The sequence below is a fragment of the Corallococcus sp. AB011P genome (assembly GCF_003611605.1).
In the GTDB taxonomy this organism is placed as follows: Bacteria; Myxococcota; Myxococcia; order Myxococcales; family Myxococcaceae; genus Corallococcus; species Corallococcus coralloides.
Genome location: NZ_RAVX01000003.1, coordinates 650,137 through 674,065 on the forward strand (window position 1 = coordinate 650,137; position 23,929 = coordinate 674,065).

The 23,929-nt window shown below is 69.4% G+C and carries 16 protein-coding genes; all 16 read left to right on the forward strand.

Going from position 1 to position 23,929, the window contains the following annotated elements; genetic code table 11:
* Nucleotides 1–26: 26 nt before the first annotated feature.
* The 16 genes from D7X30_RS12295 to D7X30_RS12370 all read left to right on the forward strand — a co-directional run bounded on the left by D7X30_RS12295 (nt 27) and on the right by D7X30_RS12370 (nt 23,891).
* On the forward strand, nt 27–806 hold the full coding sequence (locus D7X30_RS12295) for a 1-acyl-sn-glycerol-3-phosphate acyltransferase (protein WP_120563074.1): 780 nt from the start codon (nt 27–29) through the stop codon (nt 804–806).
* A 151-nt stretch (nt 807–957) separates the two neighbouring features.
* Nucleotides 958–2,526: an ATPase domain-containing protein gene (locus D7X30_RS12300; protein ID WP_120563075.1), complete on the forward strand. Its 1,569-nt coding sequence runs from the start codon at nt 958–960 to the stop codon at nt 2,524–2,526.
* A 2-nt stretch (nt 2,527–2,528) separates the two neighbouring features.
* Nucleotides 2,529–2,897, forward strand: a complete 369-nt coding sequence (locus tag D7X30_RS12305; RefSeq protein ID WP_120563076.1) for a response regulator — start codon at nt 2,529–2,531, stop codon at nt 2,895–2,897.
* Between the two features lie 396 nt (nt 2,898–3,293).
* Entirely contained in the window at nt 3,294–4,058 is a 765-nt protein-coding gene (locus D7X30_RS12310; protein ID WP_120563077.1) for a hypothetical protein, read from the forward strand.
* 48 nt (nt 4,059–4,106) lie between these two features.
* Entirely contained in the window at nt 4,107–5,333 is a 1,227-nt protein-coding gene (locus D7X30_RS12315) for an ROK family transcriptional regulator (protein ID WP_120563078.1), read from the forward strand.
* The gene (locus D7X30_RS12320; RefSeq protein ID WP_120563079.1) at nt 5,330–6,193 is read left to right on the forward strand and encodes a family 16 glycosylhydrolase; all 864 of its coding nucleotides are present in this window, start codon (nt 5,330–5,332) and stop codon (nt 6,191–6,193) included. The genes D7X30_RS12315 and D7X30_RS12320 overlap by 4 nt, the downstream gene beginning before the upstream one ends.
* Entirely contained in the window at nt 6,190–7,833 is a 1,644-nt protein-coding gene (locus tag D7X30_RS12325) for an ABC transporter substrate-binding protein (RefSeq protein ID WP_120563080.1), read from the forward strand. The genes D7X30_RS12320 and D7X30_RS12325 overlap by 4 nt, the downstream gene beginning before the upstream one ends.
* Nucleotides 7,834–7,835: 2 nt before the next feature.
* Nucleotides 7,836–8,819: an ABC transporter permease gene (locus D7X30_RS12330; protein ID WP_120563081.1), complete on the forward strand. Its 984-nt coding sequence runs from the start codon at nt 7,836–7,838 to the stop codon at nt 8,817–8,819.
* Nucleotides 8,812–10,578: a dipeptide/oligopeptide/nickel ABC transporter permease/ATP-binding protein gene (locus D7X30_RS12335; protein WP_120563082.1), complete on the forward strand. Its 1,767-nt coding sequence runs from the start codon at nt 8,812–8,814 to the stop codon at nt 10,576–10,578. Before D7X30_RS12330 ends, D7X30_RS12335 begins: the two co-directional genes overlap by 8 nt.
* Nucleotides 10,575–11,570 (forward strand): ABC transporter ATP-binding protein, encoded by a 996-nt coding sequence (locus D7X30_RS12340; RefSeq protein WP_120563083.1) that lies wholly within the window; start codon nt 10,575–10,577, stop codon nt 11,568–11,570. The genes D7X30_RS12335 and D7X30_RS12340 overlap by 4 nt, the downstream gene beginning before the upstream one ends.
* Nucleotides 11,551–12,921, forward strand: a complete 1,371-nt coding sequence (locus tag D7X30_RS12345) for a GH1 family beta-glucosidase (RefSeq protein WP_120563084.1) — start codon at nt 11,551–11,553, stop codon at nt 12,919–12,921. The genes D7X30_RS12340 and D7X30_RS12345 overlap by 20 nt, the downstream gene beginning before the upstream one ends.
* Entirely contained in the window at nt 12,918–16,238 is a 3,321-nt protein-coding gene (locus tag D7X30_RS12350; RefSeq protein ID WP_120563085.1) for a glycoside hydrolase family 2 TIM barrel-domain containing protein, read from the forward strand. The genes D7X30_RS12345 and D7X30_RS12350 overlap by 4 nt, the downstream gene beginning before the upstream one ends.
* 13 nt (nt 16,239–16,251) lie before the next feature.
* Nucleotides 16,252–16,806: a hypothetical protein gene (locus D7X30_RS12355; protein WP_199724251.1), complete on the forward strand. Its 555-nt coding sequence runs from the start codon at nt 16,252–16,254 to the stop codon at nt 16,804–16,806.
* Complete coding sequence (locus D7X30_RS12360) at nt 16,803–17,471, forward strand: putative glycoside hydrolase (RefSeq protein WP_120563087.1); 669 nt, start codon at nt 16,803–16,805, stop codon at nt 17,469–17,471. The genes D7X30_RS12355 and D7X30_RS12360 overlap by 4 nt, the downstream gene beginning before the upstream one ends.
* 153 nt (nt 17,472–17,624) lie before the next feature.
* On the forward strand, nt 17,625–22,121 hold the full coding sequence (locus D7X30_RS12365; RefSeq protein WP_120563088.1) for a discoidin domain-containing protein: 4,497 nt from the start codon (nt 17,625–17,627) through the stop codon (nt 22,119–22,121).
* Between the two features lie 180 nt (nt 22,122–22,301).
* Nucleotides 22,302–23,891, forward strand: coding sequence for a M1 family aminopeptidase (locus tag D7X30_RS12370; RefSeq protein ID WP_233591528.1), 1,590 nt, complete (start codon nt 22,302–22,304; stop codon nt 23,889–23,891).
* Nucleotides 23,892–23,929: the final 38 nt, after the last annotated feature.

Genomic DNA, 23,929 nt, shown 5'->3' on the forward strand with positions numbered 1-23,929 from the left:
CTCCTCATCCCCAAGGGACACCTCTCATGAACGCACTGCTCTCCATCTGGACCTGGGTCGAGGTGGGCCTCGTCGCCCTGGTGGGCTTCTTCGTCCAGCTCTTCCTGTTCATCCTCACGTTCCTGTTCGACAAGCGCCGCTACGTGGTGGGCCGCTGCTTCCGCCTGGTGGGTGTCACCGCCGCGAAGCTCACGCCCTACTGGCGCTTCGGCATGCACGGCCAGGTGCCGGATCACGTGGCGGCCAACACCGTGGTGGTGAGCAACCACGAGTCCAACGCGGATCCGTTCCTCATCTCCCACCTGCCGTGGGAGATGAAGTGGCTGGGCAAGAAGAGCCTCTTCAAGGTGCCCGTGGTGGGCTGGATGATGGGCATCGCCGGGGACATCCCGGTGGAGCGCGGCGACCGCGACTCGGCCACTGGCGCCATGGCGCGCTGCAAGGAGTGGATGCTCAAGGGGATGCCGGTGATGATCTTCCCGGAGGGCACGCGCTCCAAGACGGATGAGCTGCTGCCCTTCAAGGACGGCGCCTTCCGGCTCGCCATCGAGATGCAGGCGGACGTGCTGCCCCTGGCGGTGAGCGGCACGCGGCTCGCGCTGCCCAAGCACTCGTGGCGCTTCGCCACGTCGCGCGGACTGGTGACGGTGGGCACGCCCATCTCCACCAAGGGGATGACGATGGACGACGTGGAGTCGCTCAAGAACCAGGCGCGCGCCCAGATTGAGGCCCTGCGCGCGTCGCTCAAGCCGCTGACGGGGGGCTCGGCCCCCGTGCCGGCGGCGGACGCCAACGCTGCCCGCTGAGCGGCCGGCGGGCCGGGGCATGCGTGTTTTGTCCAGGAACGTACGCATCCCAGATTGTTGAGCCTTCACGCGGGGGCTGGACTATGGAGACCACCCGGGGCCGTTCCTCGCGCTCCCGCTGGTCGCATGGCGCCCAGGAAGGAAGCGTGTGATGACGCCGGGCGGTGGACGTGAAGAACAGCGGATGTCCACGGGCATCCCCGGTCTGGACACCGTGCTATGCGGCGGCCTGCGCAAGGGCCGCATGTACATGGTCCTGGGTCTGCCGGGCGCGGGCAAGACCATCCTCGCCAACCAGCTCTGCTTCCATCAGGCGGCCCAGGGTCACCAGGTCCTCTACCTCACGCTCCTGGCCGAGTCGCACACGGAGCTGGTGAGCAACCTTCAGACGCTGTCGTTCTTCGACCCGGCCTGCGTGCCGGGGAAGATCAGCTACCTGAGCGCCTTCACCATCCTGGAGCAGGGCGGGCTGGACGCGCTCGCGGAGCTGGTGCGCAAGGAGATCAAGGCGCACAAGGCCTCGCTGCTCGTGCTGGACGGACTGCTGGCGGCGGAGGAGCTGGCGCCGTCGCGGCAGGCGCTCAAGAAGTTCATCCACGGCCTCCAGGTCGTGACGGGCCTCATCGGCTGCACCACGGTCGTGCTCACCACCGGAGGCGACAAGGGCCTGCGCGCGGAGCACACCATGGTGGATGGCCTGCTGATGCTCCAGCAGCGGACCTTCGGCGTGCGAACCCTGCGCGAGCTGCGCGTGCGCAAGTTCCGGGGCAGCGCGTACAAGCTGGGGCAGCACGGCTTCGAGATCACCGGCGACGGGCTCACCGTCTACCCCCGCCTGGAGTCGATGGTGGACGGCAACCTGGTGCCCGGCGCCGGGAAGCGCGAGCGCGACGCCTTCGGCGTGACCGGCCTGGACGCGATGCTCAAGGGCGGGGTGCCCGCGGGCTCCACCACCATCCTCCTGGGGCCTCCGGGCAGCGGCAAGACACTGCTGGGCCTGTGCTTCCTGGCGGAAGGCGCCCGCCAGGGGGAGCGCGGCCACTACTTCGCCTTCTACGACGCGCCGGAGCGGATGCTCGCGCAGGCGGCGGGCGTGGGCCTGCACCTGCAGCCCCTGATGGAGCGCGGGGACCTGGAGGTGAGCTTCCGGCCGCCCACGGAGAACATCCTCGACAAGCTGGGCACGGAGCTCTTGACCATCGTCCGCAGCGGCCGGGTGCGCCGCATCTTCCTGGACGGCTACGAGGCGCTCCGCCGCGCCTCCACCCGTAAGTCGCGGGTGGCGCGCTTCCTGGCGGCGCTCGTCAACGAGTGCCGGGTGCGCGAGGTGACGCTCCTCTACACCGCGGAGGCCACCTCCGCCTTCGGGCCGGAGGTGAAGTTCCCGCTCGAGGGCATCTCCATGGTGGCGGAGAACATCCTGTTCCTGCGCATGGTGGAGCTGCACTCCGGGCTGCGCCGCTTCATCGCGGCGCTCAAGGTGCGCAACAGCGCCTACGATCCCGCCCTGCGCGAGCTGGAGATCACGGGCAAGGGACTCAAGGTCGGCCAGCCCTTCGCGGAAGGGCAGATGTTGATGACGGGGCTCGCGCGCACGCGGACTCCGGAGCCGACCCCGTTGCCGAAGCCGCGCCGCAAGCCGCGCGCGGGCACCAAATCCTCCGCCAGGGCGACCTCGCCGAAGCCGCGCCGCAACGTCCGCAAGCGCCGAGGCACTTGACCATGGGGCCCGTCCTCATCGTCGACGACGAGTTCGGCATCGTGGAGGCCGTCCGAGACCTCCTGTCCGACGAAGGCTACCGCACGGCCATCGCGCTCAACGGCCGCGAGGCCCTGGAGCGGATGCGCCAGGAGCGCCCGTCGATGATTCTGCTCGACTACATGATGCCGGTGCTCAACGGGCCCGGGGTGCTGGAGTCCATGCAGAAGGATCCGGCCCTGCGTGACGTTCCGGTGGTGATGATGAGCGCCAGCCCGCCGGACTTCTGGCAGCACCTGCCGTGCGCGGGCTTCCTGCCCAAGCCCTTCGACATCGAGCAGCTGCTCGCCATGGTCCGGCGCATGATCGGTCCGCCGCCGCTGACGCACTGAAGTTCTTCAGGCATCGCAGGAAGTGACGCGTGGCTCGCCCCTGACCGGGGCAGGGCCGTGTCTGCCCGCGCTCCCATCCAAACCAACACATTCCTGAAACCACGGTGCGCTGCGTCAATAGATTGACCGCACGGAGCGTGTTCTCGGCTGCTTGCAAATGGGTAAAGGGGGCTGGTATTTCTTCGTTAATCGAACGAACTCGCATGTTCGCGGTGGGCGGGGACGCAGGGCGGCTCCAGGTGGCAGGGGCCCCGGCGGCGGGAGACGGCGGTTTCTCCTCTGGCGTGTGGCCGTTCTGGTGACGCGACGCAGCATGCGGGCGACGGATTCCAGCAGGTTTTGATTTCTTCGCCGTAAGAACGAAGTCATCCCAGCAAGACAACCCGGAGGGGATTCATGCTTCGCACCAAGCGTTTCGCGTGGACATTGGCGGCCGTTGGAGTTTTCGCGACGGCGGGGCTCGTTGGCGCCTGTGACCCTGAGGACGACCCCAAGCCTGGCACCCAGAACGACGGCGGCACCACCAAGCCGGACTCGGGCACCAATACGGACGCCGGTACCAACACCGACGCGGGCACCAACACCGACGCGGGCACGGAGACGGACGCCGGCACCAACACCGACGCGGGCACGGAGACGGACGCCGGCGTGGACGCGGGCACCCAGACGACGCTGCCCCTGGCGGTGGACGGCACCTGGGCGGCCAGCGGCTACATGGGTTCTGGAGGAGGCGAGCAGGGCGGTCTGGTGGACGAGCCCATCTGCCATACGCCCCGCCCGGGCGCGGGCCTGGGCGCTTGCCACAAGTTCACGGCCACCCAGAAGGCGGACGCGTGGGCCGGCGTCTTCTGGCAGTTCCCGGAGGGCGCTTGGGAGGATGACCCGCGCCCGGGCTTCCAGGTGCCGGATGGCGCGAACGCCGTGACCTTCTACGCTTGGAGCGAGAGCGGCGGCGAGATCGTGAACTTCTTCACGGGTTACGAAGGCAAGGACGGGTGGACGAAGAAGATCGAGGTCACGCTGACCACCGAGCCCAAGCAATACACGCTGGACATCAGCAAGATCCGCTACAGCACGGTCGGCGGGGGCTTCGGTTGGTCGGCGGGCGGGCTGGACGTCAAGCCGCTCGTCCTCTTCATCGACGACATCCAGTGGAAGTAGCCCCCAACCTGAGCGCCCGGTGCGCCAAAACAGGAACGTGAGCGGACGATGAAAGCGGGAACGGCGGTGTTGACGGTCGATGCGGCGGGCATGCGTGCGCAGAACAGCGGCCTGCTGCTCAACATGATCTGGCGCGAGCGTCAGATCTCCCGGGCGGAGATCGCCCGGCGCACGGAGCTCAGTCCGTCGACCGTCTCCGCCATCGTCGCGGACCTGGAGCAGGCGGGCCTGGTGCGCAGCATTGGCGCCGGGGTCTCCCGCGGGGGCCGCCGTCCCACCCTCATCGGCTTCTGCGACGAAGCGTTCAGCCTGGTGGGTGTCGAACTGGGCGCCTCCCACGTCACCGTCGTCCTCACGGACCTCCGCGGCCGCGTGCGCACGCAGAGCAAGGCGAGCCACGCGGTGCGCGGCGATCCGGAAGGGTCGCTGCAGAAGGCGAAGGAGCTGATCCAGGAGTGCCTGGACGCCGAGCGCGTCCCGCGCCGCTCCGTGGTCGGCATGGGGGTGGCCGTGCCCAGCCCCGTGCACCCGGCGGCCCCCGGCAAGATGTCCCCCCTCATCCTCCCCGCGTGGAAGCACGTGGACGTGAAGGAGTGGTTCGAGACCACCTTCGACATGCCGGTGTTCGTGGACAACGACGCGAACCTCGGCGCGCTGTCGGAGTGCTTCTGGGGCGCCGGCTCCGGCGGCGAGGACCTCACGTACATCAAGCTGGCCACCGGTATCGGCGCCGGTCACATCATCCACGGCGACGTGTACCGGGGCGCCGGCGGAACGGCCGGTGAAATCGGCCACATCCCGGTGGACTCCAACGGGCCGCTCTGCGTCTGCGGCCTCCGGGGCTGCCTCGTCACCCTCATCGGCTCCACGGCGCTCACCGAACGCGCGCGCGAGCTCATGGGCACCCGCGGCCGCAAGGGCCCCACCGTGCGCGACCTGGTGGAGGGCGCCCGCACGGGCGACGCCGCCGCGAAGCAGATCATCGACGGCATGGGCGCCTACCTGGGCATCGCCGTGGGCGGCCTGCTCAACCTGCTCAACCCCGCCATCGTCGTGCTGGGCGGGGAGATCTCCTCCGTGGGCGAGATGCTGCTCGACCCCTTGCGCGCGTCCGTGCGGCAGCGCGCCCTGTCCGTCTCCATGGCGGAGACGCGCATCGTCACGTCGGTGCTGGGAGAGCGGGCCATCGCCGTGGGCGCGGCCACCCTGGTGCTCCAGGCGGCGCTGCGCGACCGCACCCTCTTTCCCACGCAGAACGTCGGGAGAAGTGCATGACTTCGCGCCGTCTTGTCCTCGCCCTGGCCCTCTCGGGCCTGGGGATGGCTTCGTGTGATCCGGCAGCAGGTCTGGATAATAAGCAAAACGAGCAACCCAAGCCCGTCACGGAGCAGCCGGGCACGGGGTGGGAAGTCGTCTGGCAGGACGAGTTCGACGGACCAGCGGGCTCGCTGCCCGCGAAGGAGCGCTGGGTCCCGGACGTGGGCGGGGACGGGTGGGGCAACGGCCAGTACGAATACAACACCGCGCGCGCGGAGAACGCGTCGCTGGACGGCGAGGGCCACCTGGCGATCGTCGCGCGCCGTGAGCGCTACGGCAACAACGACTACACGTCCGCGCGCCTGACGACGAAGAACCGCTACAGCAAGGCCTACGGCCGCGTCGAGGCGCGCATCAAGCTGCCCACGGGCCGGGGCATCTGGCCTGCGTTCTGGCTGCTGGGCGCGGACGTGGACTCCGTCGGTTGGCCGGCCTGCGGCGAGATCGACATCATGGAGCACAAGGGGCAGATCCCCTCCGTCGTGAGCAGCGCGGTGCACGGGCCGGGCTACTCCGGTGGCTCGAACATCGGCCGCCAGCACGCCGTCTCCGGGCCGCCGCTCGCCGATGACTTCCACATCTACGCGGTGGAGTGGGAGCCGGAGCTGCTGCGCTTCATCGTCGACGACACCGTCTTCTTCGAGGTGACGCCGAAGAGCCTGCCCGCCGGGCGGAAGTGGGTCTACGACCATCCGCACTTCATCATCCTGAACATCGCGGTGGGCGGCTCGTTCGTGGGGCCGCCGGACTCCAAGACGGTGTTCCCGCAGACGATGAAGGTGGACTACGTGCGCGTCTACGAAAGGGCCGCGCAGTGAGGTTCGCCCGCGCGCTCCTGCCGCTGGCGCTGCTGGTGGCGTGCTCGTCCGAGCCGCGCCCCCGGCCGCCGGGAGTGCTCTTCGTCTCCGTGGAGCAGCAGAGCGCGTGGGTGCGCAACTTCAACCCGCTGTTCGCGGGCGCCGGTGCGCGCTGGCCCACCCGGGCGGGCGTGTACGAGTGCATGGAGATCTTCAGCTCCGCGCAGGGCAAGTGGGTGCCCTGGCTCGCCACCGGCCACGCCTGGTCGGAGGATCAGCTCACGCTGCGCTTCAACGTGCGCGATGGCGTCCTCTGGTCCGACGGCAAGCCCTTCAGCGCGGACGACGTCGTCTTCACCTTCGGCCTGCTCAAGCAGCACCCGGCGCTGGACGCGGGCGGCGTGTGGCGCTTCCTCACGGACGTGAAGGCGGAAGGGAAGGGCACCGTCGCCTTCGCCTTCTCACGCGTGTACCTGCCGGGCTTCAGCGACCTGGCGCATCAGATCATCGTGCCCCAGCACGTCTGGAAGGACGTCGCGGACCCGGTGACGTTCACCAACCCGGAGCCGGTGGCGACCGGACCCTTCACCCAGGTGACGCTGTTCCGCAACCAGGTCTACGAGCTGGGCCGCAACCCGCACTACTGGCAGCCCGGCAAGCCCGCGGTGTCCGCGCTGCGCTTCCTCGCGTTCCCCACCAACGACCAGGCCAACATGGCGCTCGTGGAGGGGGAGGTGGACTGGGCGGGCAACTTCGTTCCGGCGGTGGACCGCACCTTCGTGTCGCGAGACCCCGCGCACCACGCGCGCTGGTTCCCGCTCTATGGCAGCACCGTCTTCCTCTACCCCAACACCACGCGCCCGCCGCTGGATGACGTGCGTGTGCGCAAGGCGTTGAGCATGGCGCTGGACCGCGACCGGTTGGTGGAGGTGGCCATGTACGGCTACACCCGCCCCGCGGACGCCACCGCCCTCAACGACGCGTACACCGGCTGGAGGGACGCGGAGGTCGCCAAGGACGCGTGGACGCACTACGACCTGGCCGCGGCGAACAAGCTCCTGGACGAGGCGGGCCTCACTCGCGGCGCGGACGGCATGCGGCGCCTGAAGGACGGGCAGCCCTTCGCGCTGGACCTGGAGGTCGTGAGCGGGTGGTCGGACTGGGTGCGGGCGGGGCAGGTGGTGAGCCGCGACCTGCGCAAGCTGGGCATCGGCGTGACGCTCAAGACGTACGAGTTCGGCACCTGGTTCACGCGCCTGCAGAAGGGCGAGTTCCAGCTGGCCATCTCCTGGTCGCTGGACGGGCCCACGCCATACAACTTCTACAAGTGGCTCCTGTCGCCGCGCACGGTGCGGCCGGTGGGCGAGGTGGCCGCCGCCAACTGGCACCGCATGGGCGACGCGCAGGCGGATGAGCTGCTCGTGCGCTTCGAGCGCGCCGGCACGCCGGAGGAGCAGCACGCGCTGATGTCCCAGGTGCAGCAGCGCTTCTCCGCCACCGCGCCCGCCATCCCGCTGTTCCCCAACCCGTCCTGGGGCGAGTCCAACTCCTCGCGCTTCACGGGCTTCCCCACCGAGCAGAACCCCTACGCGCGGCTCGCACCGCACGCGGAGCCCGACAGCCTGCTGGTGCTGACGCAGCTGTCCCCGAGGGAGCGCTGACCATGGGCCGCTACATCCTCCGGCGAATGGGCTTCTACCTCATCGCCGCGTGGGCCTCGCTCACGCTCAACTTCGTGATTCCGCGCCTGGCCCCCGGCGACCCCGCCGCGGCCATGTTCGCGCGCTTCGAAGGCAAGGTGGCGCCGGAGGCCATGGGCGCGCTGAGGGCCGCCTTCGGCTTCACGGACGCGCCGCTCTACGCCCAGTACTTCACCTACCTGAAGCACCTGGTGCAGGGCGACCTGGGCATGTCCTACGCCTACTTCCCCGCGCGGGTGACGGAAGTGATTGGCACGGGCCTGATGTGGACGGTGGCCCTGGCTGGCGTGGCCGTCATCATCAGCTTCGTGGTGGGGTCCTTCCTGGGCGTGCTCGCCGCGTGGAACCGGGGCGGGTGGCTGGACTCGGGGCTGGCTCCGGCGCTCGCGTTCCTGGGGGCCTTTCCGTACTTCTGGCTGGCCATGCTGGCGCTGTACCTCTTTGGCTTCGTGCTGGGGTGGTTCCCGCTGCGCCACGCGTACGGGCACGACATGGAGCCCGGGCTGTCGTTCGCGTTCGCCGCGGACGTGGCCCGCCACGCGGTGCTGCCCGCGTCCTCCATCGTGGTGGCCACGCTGGGCGGGTGGATGCTGGGCATGCGCAACACGATGGTGGCCACGCTGGGCACGGACTCCATCCGGTTGGCTCACGCGCGCGGCCTGCCGCCCCGGCAGGTGATGCTGCGCTACGCGGCTCGCAACGCGCTTTTGCCCAACGTCACCAGCTTCGGCATGGCGGTGGGCTTCGTGCTGTCCGGTTCGCTGCTGACGGAGATCGTCTTCTCCTATCCGGGCACGGGCTACCTGCTCATCCTCGCCGTGCGCAACCAGGACTACCCGCTGATGCAGGGGCTCTTCCTGGTCATCACCCTGGCGGTGCTCGCGGCGAACTTCGCCGTGGACCTCATCTGCCTCTGGTTGGATCCGAGGACCCGCGCCCATGCGTGACTTCCCGCGAAGGCTCTCCCGCCACCGGAAGGCGGCGGTGGGCGGCAGCCTGCTCCTGTTCTTCCTGCTGCTCGCGGTGGTGGGGCCCTTCTTCGTGATGGACCCCACGGAGCTCGTGGGCCGGCCGCACCAGCCGCCCAACGCGGCGCACTGGTTCGGCACCACCGGCCAGGGACAGGACGTGCTCGCGCAGACGGTGGTGGGCGCGCGCCAGACGCTGGCGGTGGGCTTCGCGGTGGGCGCGCTCGTCACGCTGGTGGGCGCGCTGGTGGGCGTCACCTCGGGCTACCTGGGCCGCCGCGTGGATGACGTGCTGTCGCTCACCACCAACGTGTTCCTGGTGATTCCCGGCATGCCGCTGGCCATCGTGCTGGGCGCGTACCTGCCGTCCGGCCCGCTGCGCATGGTGGCGGTGCTGACCGTGGCGGGCTGGGCCTGGAACGCGCGTGTGTTCCGCGCGGAGTCGCTGGCCCTGCGCGGGCGCGACTTCGTGTCAGCGGCGGTGGTGACGGGGGAGAGCCACTCGCGCATCGTGTCGCGGGAGCTGTTGCCCAACATGGCGTCGCTGCTGGGCTCATCCTTCATTGGAAACACGCTCTATGCCGTGGGCGCGCAGGTGGGCCTGGAGTTCCTGGGCCTGGGCGACGTGAGCGTGGTGACGTGGGGCACCAATCTCTACTGGGCCGGCAACGACGCGGCGCTGCTCACGCGCTCCTGGTGGATCTTCGTCCCCACGGGCCTGTGCATCGCGCTCGTGGGCTTCGCGCTCACGCTGGTCAGCTCCGCCATCGACGAGATGACCAACCCCGCGCTGCGCGTGCACAAACCGGCGGCGCTGCCCGCGAGCACTCCCGCCCGTGCGCACCTGGAGCGGCCGGTGCCGGGCGTGCTCCTGCGCGTTCAGGACCTGTGCATCGACTACGCGACGGAGAAGGGTGCTTCCCGCGTGGTGGACTCGGTGTCGTTCGACGTGGCGCCGGGCGAGGTGTTCGGCCTGGCGGGTGAGTCCGGCAGCGGCAAGTCCACCATCGGCTCCGCGCTGCTGGGCCTCCTGCCTGCCTCCGCGCGCGTCGCGCAGGGGCGCATCCTCTTCAACGGCATGGACGTCACCGCGCTGGAGGGCCCGGCCCTGCGCGCGTTCCGCTGGCGCCAGGTGTCCATGGTGTTCCAGAGCGCCATGAGCGCGCTCAACCCGGTGCTCACGCTGGGTGAGCAGTTCCACGACACACTCGCGGCGCACGGCCGCGTGTCACGCGCCACGTCCTACGCCCGCGCGCGGGAGCTGTTGGGCATGGTGGGCCTGTCACCGGACCTGGTGACGGCGTGGCCGCACCAGCTCTCCGGCGGCATGCGGCAGCGCGTGGGCATCGCGCTGGCGCTGGCCCTGGAGCCCCGGCTGATCATCATGGACGAGCCCACCACGGCGCTGGACGTCGTGGTGCAGAAGGAGCTGCTCCAGCGCATGGTGGAGCTCAAGCAGCGGCTGGGCTTCGCCATGCTCTTCATCACGCATGACCTGCCGCTGCTGCTCGCGCTGTCGGATCGCGTGGGTGTGCTCCAGGGCGGCAAGCTGGTGGAGGTGGACACGTCCGCCAACCTGCGCGCCGGGGCCCGCCACCCGTACACGCAGCTGTTGCTGTCCTCGTTCCCGCACCTGTCCGCGAAGGACGCCGCGCCGCCGCCGGTCCAGCAGGCGCAGGAGCTGTCCGTGTCCCGGCCGTCCACGCGCGTCGCCGCCATCCCCGGAGGTCACCGATGAGCGCGCCCCTCCTGGAGGCGGAAGGCCTCACCCGCAGCTACCTGGCGGGCGGCTTCTTCTCCCGCGAGCGCAAGCCCATCCTCAAGGGCGTGTCCTTCTCCCTCCAGCCGGGGGAGATCGTCGCGCTGGTGGGCGAGTCCGGCAGCGGCAAGTCCACGCTGGCGCGGCTCCTGGCCCGGCTGGACATGCCGGACGCGGGCCAGCTGCGGCTCGCGGGGCGCGACGTGCTGGCGGACGGCAGCGCGCAGGCGTCGCTGGACTACCGCGGCCGGGTGCAGATGGTGTTCCAGGATCCGTTCGCGTCCCTCAACCCCGTGCACACGGTGGCGTACCACCTGGAGCGGCCGCTCGTGCGCCACGGCCGGGTGCCGAAGTCGGGCCTTCGCACGCGGGTGCTGTCGCTGCTGGAGTCCGTGGGCCTGACGCCCGCGGAGGCCTTCGCGAAGCGCTACCCGCATGAGCTGTCCGGCGGCCAGCGCCAGCGCGTGGCGGTGGCGCGCGCCCTGGCGGTGGAGCCGCAGGTCATCATCGCGGACGAGCCCACGTCCATGCTGGACGTGTCCACGCGCAAGGGCGTGCTCCAACTGCTTCGCGGCCTCACGCAGGAGCGCGGCATCGGCATCCTGTTCATCACCCACGACCTGGCGAGCGCGCGCCACCTGGCCGACCGCATCCTCGTGCTCTACGCGGGCACGGTGGTGGAGGCGGGCAGGGCGGACGAGGTGCTGCGCCAGCCGCGCCACCCGTACACGAAGCTGCTGCTGTCCGCGGTGCCGGATGGAGACGACTTCCTCCAGGCCGCGCTGCCGGTGCGCCCCACCACGCAGCCGCCGCCGCTCGTGGGCTGTCCCTTCGCTCCGCGCTGCCCGGTGTCCGAGCCGCGCTGCTCCACCCTCACGCCTCCCGACGTCCTGCCGGCCGCGAATCACCTCGTCCGCTGCCACCTTGAAGTTCCGAAAGGAGTTACCGCCGATGCGTCAGTTTCCTCCTGACTTCCTCTGGGGAGTGGCCACCTCCGCGTATCAGATCGAGGGCGCCACCCGCGTGGACGGCCGGGGCGAGTCCATCTGGGACCGCTTCGCCGCCACCCCGGGGAAGATCCAAGACAAGTCCGACGGCTCGGTGGCCTGTGAGCACTACCGCCGCTGGCCGGAGGACATCGAACTGATGCGCTGGATGGGGCTGAAGTCCTACCGCTTCTCCATCGCGTGGCCGCGCATCCTCCCGGAGGGCCGCGGCCGGGTGAACGCGGCGGGCGTGGACTTCTACTCGCGCCTCGTCGACTCGCTGCTGGGCGCGGGCATCGAGCCCTTCGTCACGCTCTACCACTGGGACCTGCCGCAGGTGCTGGAGGACCAGGGCGGCTGGCCCGCGCGCGCCACCGGTGACGCCTTCGTGGAGTACGCGGACGTCATCAGCCGCGCCCTGGGCGACCGCGTGAATCGGTGGATCACCCACAACGAGCCCTGGTGCATCAGCTACCTGGGCTACGGCAACGGCGAGCACGCCCCGGGCCACAAGGACTGGTCGAAGATGCTGGCCGCGGCGCACACGCTGCTCGTGTCGCACGGCAACGCGGTGAAGGTACTGCGCGCCAACGTGAAGGGCGCGGAGGTGGGCATCACCCTCAACCTCACGCCGGGCGAGCCCGCGTCGCCCAGCCCGGAGGACGCGGACGCGACGCGCGACTTCGACGGCGGCTTCAACCGCTGGTTCCTCGATCCGCTCTACGGCCGGGGCTACCCGCAGGACGTGATTGAAGACCACGTGAAGGCGGGCCGCATCGCGTCCCCGCACCTGGACTTCATCCAGCCCGGCGACCTGGAGACCATCGCCGCGCCCACCGACTTCCTGGGCGTGAACTTCTATTCGCGCGCCGTCCTGCGCAGCAACCGCATCCCGGAAGAGCAGAACGCGCCGCGCACCGTGTTCGTGCGCCCGGACAAGACGGACATGGACTGGGAGGTCTGCCCGGCCTCCCTCACGCGCCTGCTGGTGCACCTGGAAACGGAATACAAGCCGGGCCCCCTCTACATCACGGAGAACGGCTGCGCGTACTCCACCGCCCCCAGCGCGGACGGCCGCGTGCACGACGTGCAGCGCGTGGAGTACCTGCGCGGGCACCTGGCGGCGTGCGGTGACGCCATCGCGCAGGGCGTGAAGCTGGCCGGTTACTTCGCGTGGTCGCTGCTGGACAACTTCGAGTGGGCCTACGGGTACACCAAGCGCTTCGGCCTGGTGTGGGTGGACTACGCCACCCAGCAGCGCATCCCGAAGGACAGCGCCCATCTCTATCGCGACGTCGTGGCCCAGAACGGCCTGGACGTGGAGCAGGCCGCTTGAAAAGGCTCTTCCTGACGACGTGTCTGGCGTTGTGCGGCGGCACCCAGGCCTGGGCCCAGGTGTCCGGAGCGGGCTCGCCCCTCCAGTCCCCGCCCGCCGCGCAGCCTCCCTCCGCTGGCCCCGTGGACGCCGCCGCGCCCGTGCCGGGGCAGGTGCCGCCCGAGCCGCAGGCCCCCGCGGCTCCGGTCGCGCCCGCGGACGCCCCCATCGCGGCTCCGGCACCGCAGGCCGCCGCGCCTTCGGACGCGAAGCGCACGACGGTGACGCGGGTCATCCACGACGAGCGTGGCTTCAAGCTCCAGGTGGACGGGAGGGACTTCCCCGTCCATGGCGTGAACTGGGGCTACACGCCCATCGGTGAGAACTACCGGTACTCGCTCTGGACGCAGCCGGAGGACTTCATCAAGCAGGTGCTGGCGAAAGAGATGGGGATGCTCCGCGACGCGGGCTTCAACGCCATCCGCCAGTTCGACGACATCCCGCCCGTCTGGGTCGAGTACATCTACCGGAACTACGGCATCTACACGCTGCTCAACCCGCTGATGGGACGCTATGGCCACCCGGTGAACGGGGTCATGGTCGTCAACATCGACTATTCGAACCCGGAGCACCGCAAGGCCATCCTCGGCGCGTTGGCCGAGAAGGTGGAGATCTACCGGGACGTTCCCGGCGTGCTCATGTGGCTTCTGGGCAACGAGAACAACTACGGCCTGCACTGGACCTCGTTCGAGATCGAAGCCCTGCCGGGCCAGGAGGACGCCGCGCGCGCGGAGTCGCTCTACACGCTCTACGGCGAGGCGGCCCGCACGGTGAAGAAGCGGGACACGAACCACCCCGTATCCATCGCCAACGGCGACCTCCAGTACATCGACCTCATCGCCAAGCACTGCCAGGACCTGGATGTGCTGGGCACGAACGTCTACCGCGGCCCCACCGCGCGCGACATGTTCGCGGAGGTGAAGGCCAAGCTCAACAAGCCGGTGTTCTTCAGCGAGTTCGGCGCGGACGCCTACGACGCGAAGGCGGGCCGCGAGGACCACGTGGCGCAGGCGGAGTACCTGCGCACGCAGTGGGAGCAGATCTACCTGGAGGGCTACGGCCAGGGCATGTCCGGCACGGCCATTGGCGGCTTCGTGTTCCAGTGGGTGGACGGCTGGTGGAAGCACGGCCAGGAATCCAACCTGTCCATCCACGACACCACCGCGACGTGGCCCAACGGCGGCTACGCGGCCGACTTCGTCCCCGGCCAGAACAACATGAACGAGGAGTGGTTCGGCATCGCGGCCCTGGGCCCGCCGGACTCCAACGGCATCAGCGGCATCCAGCCGCGCACGGCCTACTACGTGCTCCAGGCCGTGTTCCGCCTGGACCCGTACGCGCAGACCACCAACCCGGACGTCATCCGAGACTACTTCTCCGGCATCCGGCCGACCGCGCTCACCAGCGGCTACACCTCGTCGGTGGCGCTGGCGCGCACGGAGGAGCTCAGCGCGGTGCGGGTGTCCAACCTGCGGCTGCTGCTGGACAGCTCGTTGTCGCGCGGAAGCATCGCGACGGTGCGGCCCAACCAGAACTCCGCGGACCACACCGAATCCATCTTCTTCGACCTGGCGATGCAGCCGGCCAGCGGCGTCTACGGCCGCGCGTCGTTCAACGTCGTGGGCAACGTGGCGCAGAACCGGCTCAACAACCTGTTCTACGAGAACCGCGGCACGCCCGCCACGCCGACCGCGGGTGACATCCCCGTGGGCCCCGGCGCTCCGGCGCGCGAGCAGTCCCCGTTGGATCGCTTCGCGCTGTATCAGGCGGAGTTCAAGTTCGACCGCTCCGACTTCGCGCTGGAAGGCTACTACCGCACCGGTCACTACCACTGGGGCGAGGAGGGTGACTTCTTCAACCTCTACCGCGAGGCGAACTACGGGCCGAACCTGGACATCTACCACGGCAACGCGCCCTTCGGCGTGGTGTTCAGCGGCAAGAAGGCCATGGACGGGCTGAAGGTCGCCGTCGGGCCGGAGCTGTACTGGGGCGCCAACCCCTCCGTGGTGGCGAAGTACCGCAACAACGTGGGCCCGGTGAACGTGACGCTGGTGCACCAGGAGGACCTGGCGCAGGGCTCGTCGTCCTCCACGGCCTCCGTGGTGCGCGAGCGCATCGCGCGCAGGACGGCGCTCAACTTCCAGTACGCCACCGGCAAGCTGGTGCTGGACGTGGGCGGCCTGCTCTCCGCGCCCCAGCGCATTGGCGAGACGTTCACCTATACGCGCGCCGCTCCGGAAGGCGGCCCCAGCTACCTCAACAGCGGCTACGACGTGCTCCAAGACAAGGTGCAGTTCCTGGACACGCTGGGCGCCAAGGCGCGGCTCACCTACGACATGGGGGCGGTGCGCTGGCTGGTGCAGTCCTCCTTCCGCGGCCTGGTCGCGGACAGTGGACCGGAGCAGGGCAACATCATCACCGGCTGGAGCCTGCGCGAGAGCGGCCGCGGCAACCACTACGCGGGCCAGCTGGGCGCGGCGGTGCAGTTCGGCTCCATCCAGGTGTCGCCCAACATCCTGTACCAGCGGCCCCTCATCGGGCCGAATCCCACCATCCCGGACGCGTACGACCCGGGCACCGGCATGTACTACTCGGGCGTGCGGCCGCGCAGCGTGCTGGTGGACTCCTTCAGCGTGCTGGACAACCGCGAGACGCTGGGCGGCGAGCTGCTCATCACCTTCGACCCGACGCCGGGCACCTGGTTCTGGTCGTGGGACCGCGACATGCGCGAGGACGCGCCGTTCGCCGCGGGCCTGGACATCGTCTACCGGCACCAGCCGACGTCGCGCGACGCGGGCATCGCCATCCTCGCGGACGGCAGCACCATCGCCTTCGGCAGCGCGCCGGTGGCCCGCGATGAGTGGGAGACGTCCCTGCGCCTGGTGGGCAACCCCACGCAGCGTCTGCGCCTGTACGGCACGGCCTACGTGGGCAGCCAGCAGTCCTCCGGTGAGGACAGCCGGCAGATCCACCGCTTCGGCCTGGACGGCTCCGCGCTCTTCGACACGTTGCTGTTCGCGGCCCAGCTGCGCTTCAACGACTGGGGCCCGTACGACTACCACCGCGTCTTCAACCTCACCTACCCGGTGCAGGTGGGCGGGGACCTGTCCTACGGCTTGAAGAAGCCGGTGCTGGGCGCGGTGACCACGCGCTTCGGTCTGCGCGGACTGGTGCGAATGCTGAACGAGTACTCGGAAGGCCTCAACGATCGGGGCATCACCGAGGGCCTGAACGGTCGCGAGTACGAGGTGGGCGCGTATGCCATCCTTTCTCTCTGAGGGAACACGCATCATGAGGACTGGTTTCCTGCTGGCCGCCGTGGCCGCGCTGTCCGGCTGCTACGACGACCCGACCATCATCTACGGCAAGCCCCTGGACGGGATGACCTTCACGGTCACCGACCCGGCCATGGGCATCTACCCGAACACCTCCGTGCTGGATGACCCGAACAACCCCTTCGCGATGGCGGGGGTGGGCACGGAGACGAAGTGGCAGATCCAGTCCGGCGGGGACCCGGTGGCGGGCTACTACGCTTGGGCCACGGTGCTCGCGAACGGGCCGTATGGCGAAGCGCAGTACTACGTGGCCCTCAACCTGGCGGCCATCTACCAGCGGGGCCGGGCGGACCAGGGCAGCCTGGCGCAGACGCGCGAGATGGCGGTGAAGGCCTACCAGTCCGTGCTCGACTACTTCCCTGATGCGGTGACGTACGACGCGTCCGGCACGGTGGCCTACGACCTGGTGACGCCCGCGTACAAGGGCGTCGTCGAGCTGGGCGGCACCGTGGCGGGCGGCTGGGTGATGGTGAAGACCTCCAGTGGTGCGGACCGGGCGGTGAAGCCATGAAGAAGCCAGTGTGGGGACTGTTGCTGCTGCTCGCCGCCTGCCGCCCGGATCCGGGCCCGGCGGACTACTCCGGCCAGGAGCTGCCGGGCACCCAGAACCCCGACGGCGGGACGCAGCCCGCGGACCTGCTGCCGGGGCCGTTCCCCTACGAGGCCGGCAAGGCCCGCCTGATGGTGGGCATCTTCTACGAGACGGGCCGCTCGCAGGAGATCATCCTCGATAACATCGACTCCAACTTCTACCTCTACGAGAACACCGTCTACGTGGAGTCCGACCCGGACCACGTCGAAGGCAAGTCCGCGGACCGCATCGTCCAGAACGGCAAGCCGTGGATGGGCTTCGGCGTGCACTGGAAGCAGACGCACAACTTCGATGCCTGGAAGACGCTCCACGTCAGCATGAAGTCGTCCGACGCAGCCTTCGCCAACGTGAAGATCGGCATGACCAGCGGCACGGGCACCGCCGAGAAGGGCGCTCCGCTCGCCGTCACCCAATACGGCTGGGCGAACGACGGTGAGTGGCACCACCTGGCCATCCCCGTGGCGGACTTCGTCGCGGCGGGCCTGAAGCTCAATGACGTGTCGTCGCCGTTCACCTTCGCGGCCGAAGGTGGAACGACCGGTCAGTCACTCCTGCTCGACAACCTGTACTTCACCGCGGACTAGGCAGGAACGCAGTGCCAGGAAGGGCGGGCCGGCTGTCTCCGTGTGACAGCCGGAACGCCCGAGCCTTGTCTTGACGCCGCCGTCACGCCCCCGCGTGCGGTGTCGTCAGGGCAGGGATGCGGTCGCTGTTCCTACCCAAGGAGTCATCCCCCAATGTCTGAATCCTTGCCGCAATTGTCAAGCAGGGGCGCAAGCCCATGTCTTCGCGAAGCACCGCGTGTCTGGTTATTACAAGCCTTCGCGGCGGTGCTCACGCTGGTGTCGTTCCTGGGCGCGTCCGACGCCCTGGCGCAGACGAACGTCGCGCTGAACAAGACCACCTATACCTCGTCCGCGGAGGCTCCATTCCTGGGCCAGTACGCGGTGGACGGCGACGGTGGCACCCGCTGGGCCAGCGGCTTCACGGCGAATGAATGGATCACCGTGGACCTGGGCCAGACGCGCACCATCTCGCGCGTGGTGCTCACCTGGGAGGCGGCCTACGCCACGGTCTACAAGATCCAGGTCTCCACCAACAACACCACCTTCACCGACGCGCTGACGGTGAACACCGGCGATGGCGCGACGGACGACCTGTCCCTGCCGTCCGGCACCACGGGCCGCTACGTCCGCATGCAGGGCGTCACCCGCGCGCTGCCCGCGTATGGCTATTCGCTGTGGGAGTTCGCTGTCTATGAGACGGGCGGCACGCCGCCTCCCACCAACACGGACCTGGCGCGCAATCGTCCGGCCACCGCGTCCAGCGTGGAGGCGGATGCGGCGGGGCTCCAGCCGGGCTTCGCGTTCGACGGCGACGTCAACACGCGCTGGGCCTCCGCGCAGGGCGTGGATCCGCAGTGGATCCGCGTGGACCTGGGTTCGTCCCAGGTGGTGGGCAAGGTGGTGCTGGACTGGGAGGGCGCGTACGGCAAGACGTACACGATTGACGGATCCAACAACGACGCCAGCTGGACCACGCTCAACACGGTGACCAACGGCGCCATCGGCCGCCGGGAGATTCCGGTCTCCGGCACGTACCGCTACATCCGCATGCGCGGCACGGAGCGCGGCACGGGCTATGGCTATTCGCTGTGGTCCTTCGAGGTCTACCAGAACGGGGGCACGACGCCGCCGCCCACGCAGACCACGAACCAGACCATCAAGCTGAACTTCCCGGAGCTGGCGTACGCGAAGATCAACGTGTCGCCCGCGCCGCTGTCGGTGACGCCGGTGCCGGAGGAGGGCAACACCACGCCGTCCGTGCGCAACCCGCCCGGGCCCTTCACCTACCAGCTCACGTTCCCGCCCAACACGACGGTGACGCTGTCGAAGAACCAGTTCTCTCCCACGCAGCCCAACACGGACATCCGGCTGGCGGTGGTGGACTACAACGGCGTGCAGCAGCGCGCGCAGTCCGTCACGGCGCTGGCGGTGCAGGGCGCGGATTGGAACGTCGAAATCTTCTCCACGGGCAATGGCCCCACGGACCCTCGCGACCCCACCATCATCCCGGACCCGTACGTGGCGCCCGCGCCGCTGCCGGTGGCCGGGGCGTTCCGGCTGGCCGCGCCGGCCAACAACGCGATGATCACCGCGACCCGCCGTCCCACGCTGTCGTGGGCCACCGTGACGGGCGCGACGAACTACAAGCTCTACGTCAACCTCACCCGCAACGACTACGACTGGATGGCGGCGGGCAACCTGCTGGACAGGTACACGCAGGTGGCGTCGCAGACGGGCACGTCCTTCACCTTCACGGAGGACCTGCCGGACCGCTGGACGTACAAGTGGTACGTCGTGGCCACGCTGTCGGGTGGCACCACGTCGCGCTCGGACATCGGCAACTTCAGCGTGTACCTGCCGGTGGTGGAGACGCAGGCGGACGGCGTCAACCTCATCAACGGCGTGCGCGACCTGAACAAGAACGGGACGATTGAGCCGTACGAGGACTGGCACAACCCCGTCTCCGTACGCGTGAACGACCTGCTGGGCCGCATGACGCTGCGCGAGAAGGCGCTGCAGATGTTCTACGACGCCAAGACGTACCCGGAAGCCGGCTTCCAGATGGGCCCGCTGTCGCCCACGGACATCCCCATGTTCCAGAAGGCGTCCGCGGCCACGCGCCTGGGTATCCCGCACATCGACGCGGGTGACACCATCCACGGCTACAAGACGAGCTGGCCCACTCAGCCGGCGCTGGCTGCCACGCGCGACCTGGACACCATCTTTGAGATGGGTGACATCCAGCGCCGCGAGCAGCTGGCCATTGGCAGCCGAGGCACGCTGTCGCCGCTGGCGGAGGTGAACACCAAGGTCCTGTATCCGCGCACCCAGGAGGGCAACGGCGAGGACGCGGACCTGGCGGCGGGCATCACCCGCGCGCTCATCGCGGGCCTCCAGGGCGGTCCGGAGGTGAACTCGAGCTCCATCTGGGTGACGACGAAGCACTGGCCGGGGCAGGGCGCTGGCGGTGAGGCGGGCATCACCTACGACGGCACCACCATCCACTACCACATGCGTCCGTGGCACGCGGCCATCGAGGCGGGCACCAGCGGCATCATGCCGGGCTACGCGGGCAGCTGGCTGCTGGGGCCGGAGGGCTACGGCGCGGGTGACAACCCGGGCATCCTCAACTACCTGCGCAACCAGTTGAAGTACGACGGCGTCATCTGCTCGGACTGGCTGCCGTCGGGTTCGTGGGTGCGCTCCGCCACGGCGGGCTCGGACGTGATGGGTGGCGCGACGCCGCAGGCCATGGCCAACTTCGAGAACGAGGTTCCGGTCGCGCGCATCAACGACTCCGTGCGCCGCATCCTGGACCTGAAGTTCCGCCTGGGCATCTTCGAGGACCCGTACAAGCAGGGCCCGGCCGGCACGTCCCAGTGGCACACCGCGGACAGCAAGGCGGCGGTGCGCCGCGCGGCGCAGGAGGCCATGACGCTGCTCAAGAACGACGGCGCGCTGCCCATCCGCCTGCCGGCGGGCGGCAGGCTGGTCATCGCGGGTCCGCGCGCGGACGACATGTCCTGCATGGTGACCTGGCGTTCGGACTTCCACGGCACCGAGTTCGGCGACCCGACCATCTACGCGGCGGTGAAGGCGCGCGCGGAGGCCTCAGGGCTCACGGTCTACAAGGACAACGCCCCCGCGGGCGTGACGCCGGACGCGGCCATCGTGGTGGTGGGTGAGAGCTACTTCACGCACGGCACGGAGTGGGACAAGGAGAAGCCGTACCTGCCGGGTGACCCGATTGGCCCTGCCCACGACGCGAAGTGGGGCGACCAGTACGGCATCATCAACAGCTTCAAGTCGCGGGGCATCCCCACGACGGTGGTGTTGATCAGCCCGCGTCCCTACGTGCTGACGAACGTGGTGCCCCTGTCCAACGCGCTGATGCTGGCGTACCGCCCCGGCGACATGGGCGGCTACGCGGTGGCGGACGTGCTGTTCGGTGACGTGCTGCCTCGGGGCAAGACGCCGTGGCAGCTGCCGCGCTCCATGAGCCAGATCGGCACGGACGTGGAGAACAACCAGCTGGAGAAGTGGGACCTGCCGTTCGACCTGGGCGCGACGGACGCGGAGCGCGCGGCCATCCGCCAGAAGATCGCGACGGGCCAGCCGGTGCCGCCCACGTACGGCAACCCGCTGTACCAGTACGGCGCGGGCATCCAGGGCTTCGGCCTGACGGACGCGACGCCGCCCGTGGCGTTCAACCTGCTGACGCCGTCGAACAACATGGTGATCACCGGCACGCGTCCGGCGTTCACCTGGGCGGCGAGCAGCGATCCGCAGACGGGCATCCAGCGCTACGAGGTGTACCTGGATGGCGGCGCGATGCCGGTGGCCATCACCAAGACACCGTCGGCGGCGCTGGATGGGTTGAAGCTGGCGAACGGGACGCACACCTGGTTCGTGAAGGCGTTCAACTGGGCGAACGGCGTCACTCAGTCCGCGACGTTCACCTTCACGCTGAACGACACGACGCCGCCCGCGGCCTTCGCGGCGCTGTCGCCGTCGGCCGGGCAGTCGGTGCCGGGCACGTCCACGCGCTTCATCTGGGAGCAGACGACGGACATGGGCGCGGGCGTGGCGGAGTACGTCCTCATCGTGGACGGCGCGGACCGCGGGCCCTCCATCCTGCGCAGCACGCCGGTGCCGGCGGGCACGAACCTGGCGCGGGGCAAGAATGCCTACGCCACGTCCGTGGAGTTCGGCAGCGCGAACGACGCGGTGGACGGAAGCCTGGCGACGCGCTGGTCCAGCGTGGGCACGGCGACCACGGGTGACACGGAGTCCATCACCATCGATCTGGGGGCCATCTACTCGCTCAAGCGCATCGTGCTGAACTGGGAGGCCGCGTACGGCCGGCGCTACGTGCTGGAGGCGTCGCTGGACAACACGACCTGGACGGCGCTGCGGACGGTGGACACCGGAGACGGCGGCATCGACGACTGGACGGTGGCCGGCGTGGGCCGCTTCGTGCGCATGCGCGGCGTGCAGCGTGCGACGGCGTACGGCTACTCGCTGTGGGAGTTCGAGGTGTACGGCGTGGGCACGGAGCAGACGACGCTGAACGGTCTGTCCACGGGCTCACACACGTGGCGCGTGCGCGCGGTGGATGGCGCGAACAACACCACGCTGTCCTCGGGGCCCATCACGTTCACGAAGTAGGGTGAGCGCTTGAGGTGAGGGAGGGGTGGCCTGAGTTACGGGCCGCCCCTCTTTCTTTTCAGGACGACCCGGGGGAGCGCCCTGGTCCGTATCCGTGTCGTGCTCCTGCCCTGGCTCAGACGCTTCGCGCTGCCGTGCTTGGTCCTGGGCGTGATGGGCTGCGAGTCCGGCGATCCGCCCTTGGAACCGCCGGACGCGGGTGGGGCGCCGCTGGCGTCCAGGGTGGAGCGCTACGACTTCGCGTTCGACCTCACGACAGGGGAGGCATCGTCCCGGTTGTGGCTGGACGTGGAGGCGGGCGCGCGGGGCTGCGTGTCGTTTCCGGCTCGCGCGGAGGTGATGGACGCGCGGTGGGGCGGTGTGCCTCCCGAAAGCTTCCGCATGGCGGACGGTCGGCTGGAGGTCTGTGGCGTGGCTCCGGTGGAGGGGCCCTTGTGGCTCGACAGCCGGTTGCGTGTTCCGGAGGCCACGGTGCCTTACACGCAGGTGGGGTTCTCACGGCGGTTGGATGCGCAGGGCCGTCCCTTCACGTATCTGCTGGGATGGCTGGAGTCCTGCGACCTCTTCGGTCCGTGTGACACTGCGCCCGGGCGGCTGGCGCACTTCACCTTCGACATCACGCATGCGTCCGGTGAGGTGGTGCTGTGTCCGGGGAGCCTGTCGCGGCGGGATGAAACACATACTCGCTGCGAGCTGCTGGGGACGCGGGCCCCCACGTACTCCGCCTTCATGGTCGCGTCGCATCCGGCGTGGGAGCGCACGCGGCTGGTGGACACGAACGCGGGGCGCGTGGATCTGTATGAGCCGCCAGGGGGACTGCTCGGGCCGGCGATCGACGCGGGCGCGGTGGCGGAGTTCCTGGAGTGGATGACGGCGCGCTTCGGCCCGCTGCCCTATGGCCCCGAGCTGCGGGTGGCCAGCGGGCGCACGGACTGGCTGGGCATGGAGCACCCGGCCAACATCGTGCTGCGCGACGACCTGCCAGGGATTGGCGGGGTCTACGCCAACGTGACGTTGCACACGTTGATGCATGAAGTCGTGCACCAGTGGGCCGGAGACCGGACGACGCTGGCGAGCGCGGAGGACTACCCGTGGAAAGAGGCGGTAGCGGAGTATCTCACGTATGTCTTTGAAGACGAGCACCGAGGTGACGATGCCGCCGTGACGCTGGCGTACTGGGACCGGCTGGCCCGGACCGCGTCCTATCACCTGCGTCCACGAGACACGCCCGCGCCGCCCTTCCTGTCCTTCATCAATGACATCTACGGCACGGGCCCAATGATCCTCCTGGTGCAATTGGAGTCCCTGTTGGGACGGCCCCAGGTGCTGGCGGGGCTCCAGACGTTCCTGGCGGAGCCGGGAGTCCGGAGCATCGAGGACCTACGCCGGGCGCTCGAAGCCACTTCGGGCAAGAGCCTCCAGCGCTACTTCGACACCTGGGTGGACGGGGAAGGGGAGCCGGACTGGCCGTACTTCCAGGTGGAGTGGAGCCAGGAGGACGCGCTCACGTTGACCGTGACGCAGCGGACGGTGACGGGAAAGGTGTACCCCTGCGAGGTGGAGCTGGATCTCCAGGGCGATGCGCCGGAAGCGCGGCGGAGGGTCACCGTCTCCTACGGCCTGGAGCCGGAGTCCGCGACGGCCCGGCTCACGGTGACGGGAGTGGATTGGGCGGTCCGCCAGGTCGCGGTGGATCCACGCAATCGATTGGTCAACCGCAGGAGCCTGGGGCAGGTTCGGGAGCCCGCGCCTCAAGCCTGGAGGTTGTGAGAACGAGAAAGCCCCTCGTGCCGGGAAGGCGCGAGGGG

Excerpts from the sequence above, each read along its gene's own strand:
- D7X30_RS12305 (WP_120563076.1), top strand. The coding sequence starts at position 2,529 with ATGGGGCCCGTCCTCATCGTCGACGACGAGTTCGGCATCGTGGAGGCC.
- D7X30_RS12315 (WP_120563078.1), top strand. The coding sequence starts at position 4,107 with ATGAAAGCGGGAACGGCGGTGTTGACGGTCGATGCGGCGGGCATGCGT.
- D7X30_RS12340 (WP_120563083.1), top strand. The coding sequence starts at position 10,575 with ATGAGCGCGCCCCTCCTGGAGGCGGAAGGCCTCACCCGCAGCTACCTG.
- D7X30_RS12320 (WP_120563079.1), top strand. The coding sequence starts at position 5,330 with ATGACTTCGCGCCGTCTTGTCCTCGCCCTGGCCCTCTCGGGCCTGGGG.
- D7X30_RS12295 (WP_120563074.1), top strand. The coding sequence starts at position 27 with ATGAACGCACTGCTCTCCATCTGGACCTGGGTCGAGGTGGGCCTCGTC.
- D7X30_RS12360 (WP_120563087.1), top strand. The coding sequence starts at position 16,803 with ATGAAGAAGCCAGTGTGGGGACTGTTGCTGCTGCTCGCCGCCTGCCGC.
- D7X30_RS12310 (WP_120563077.1), top strand. The coding sequence starts at position 3,294 with ATGCTTCGCACCAAGCGTTTCGCGTGGACATTGGCGGCCGTTGGAGTT.
- D7X30_RS12345 (WP_120563084.1), top strand. The coding sequence starts at position 11,551 with ATGCGTCAGTTTCCTCCTGACTTCCTCTGGGGAGTGGCCACCTCCGCG.
- D7X30_RS12365 (WP_120563088.1), top strand. The coding sequence starts at position 17,625 with ATGTCTGAATCCTTGCCGCAATTGTCAAGCAGGGGCGCAAGCCCATGT.
- D7X30_RS12300 (WP_120563075.1), top strand. The coding sequence starts at position 958 with ATGACGCCGGGCGGTGGACGTGAAGAACAGCGGATGTCCACGGGCATC.
- D7X30_RS12335 (WP_120563082.1), top strand. The coding sequence starts at position 8,812 with ATGCGTGACTTCCCGCGAAGGCTCTCCCGCCACCGGAAGGCGGCGGTG.
- D7X30_RS12355 (WP_199724251.1), top strand. The coding sequence starts at position 16,252 with ATGAGGACTGGTTTCCTGCTGGCCGCCGTGGCCGCGCTGTCCGGCTGC.
- D7X30_RS12330 (WP_120563081.1), top strand. The coding sequence starts at position 7,836 with ATGGGCCGCTACATCCTCCGGCGAATGGGCTTCTACCTCATCGCCGCG.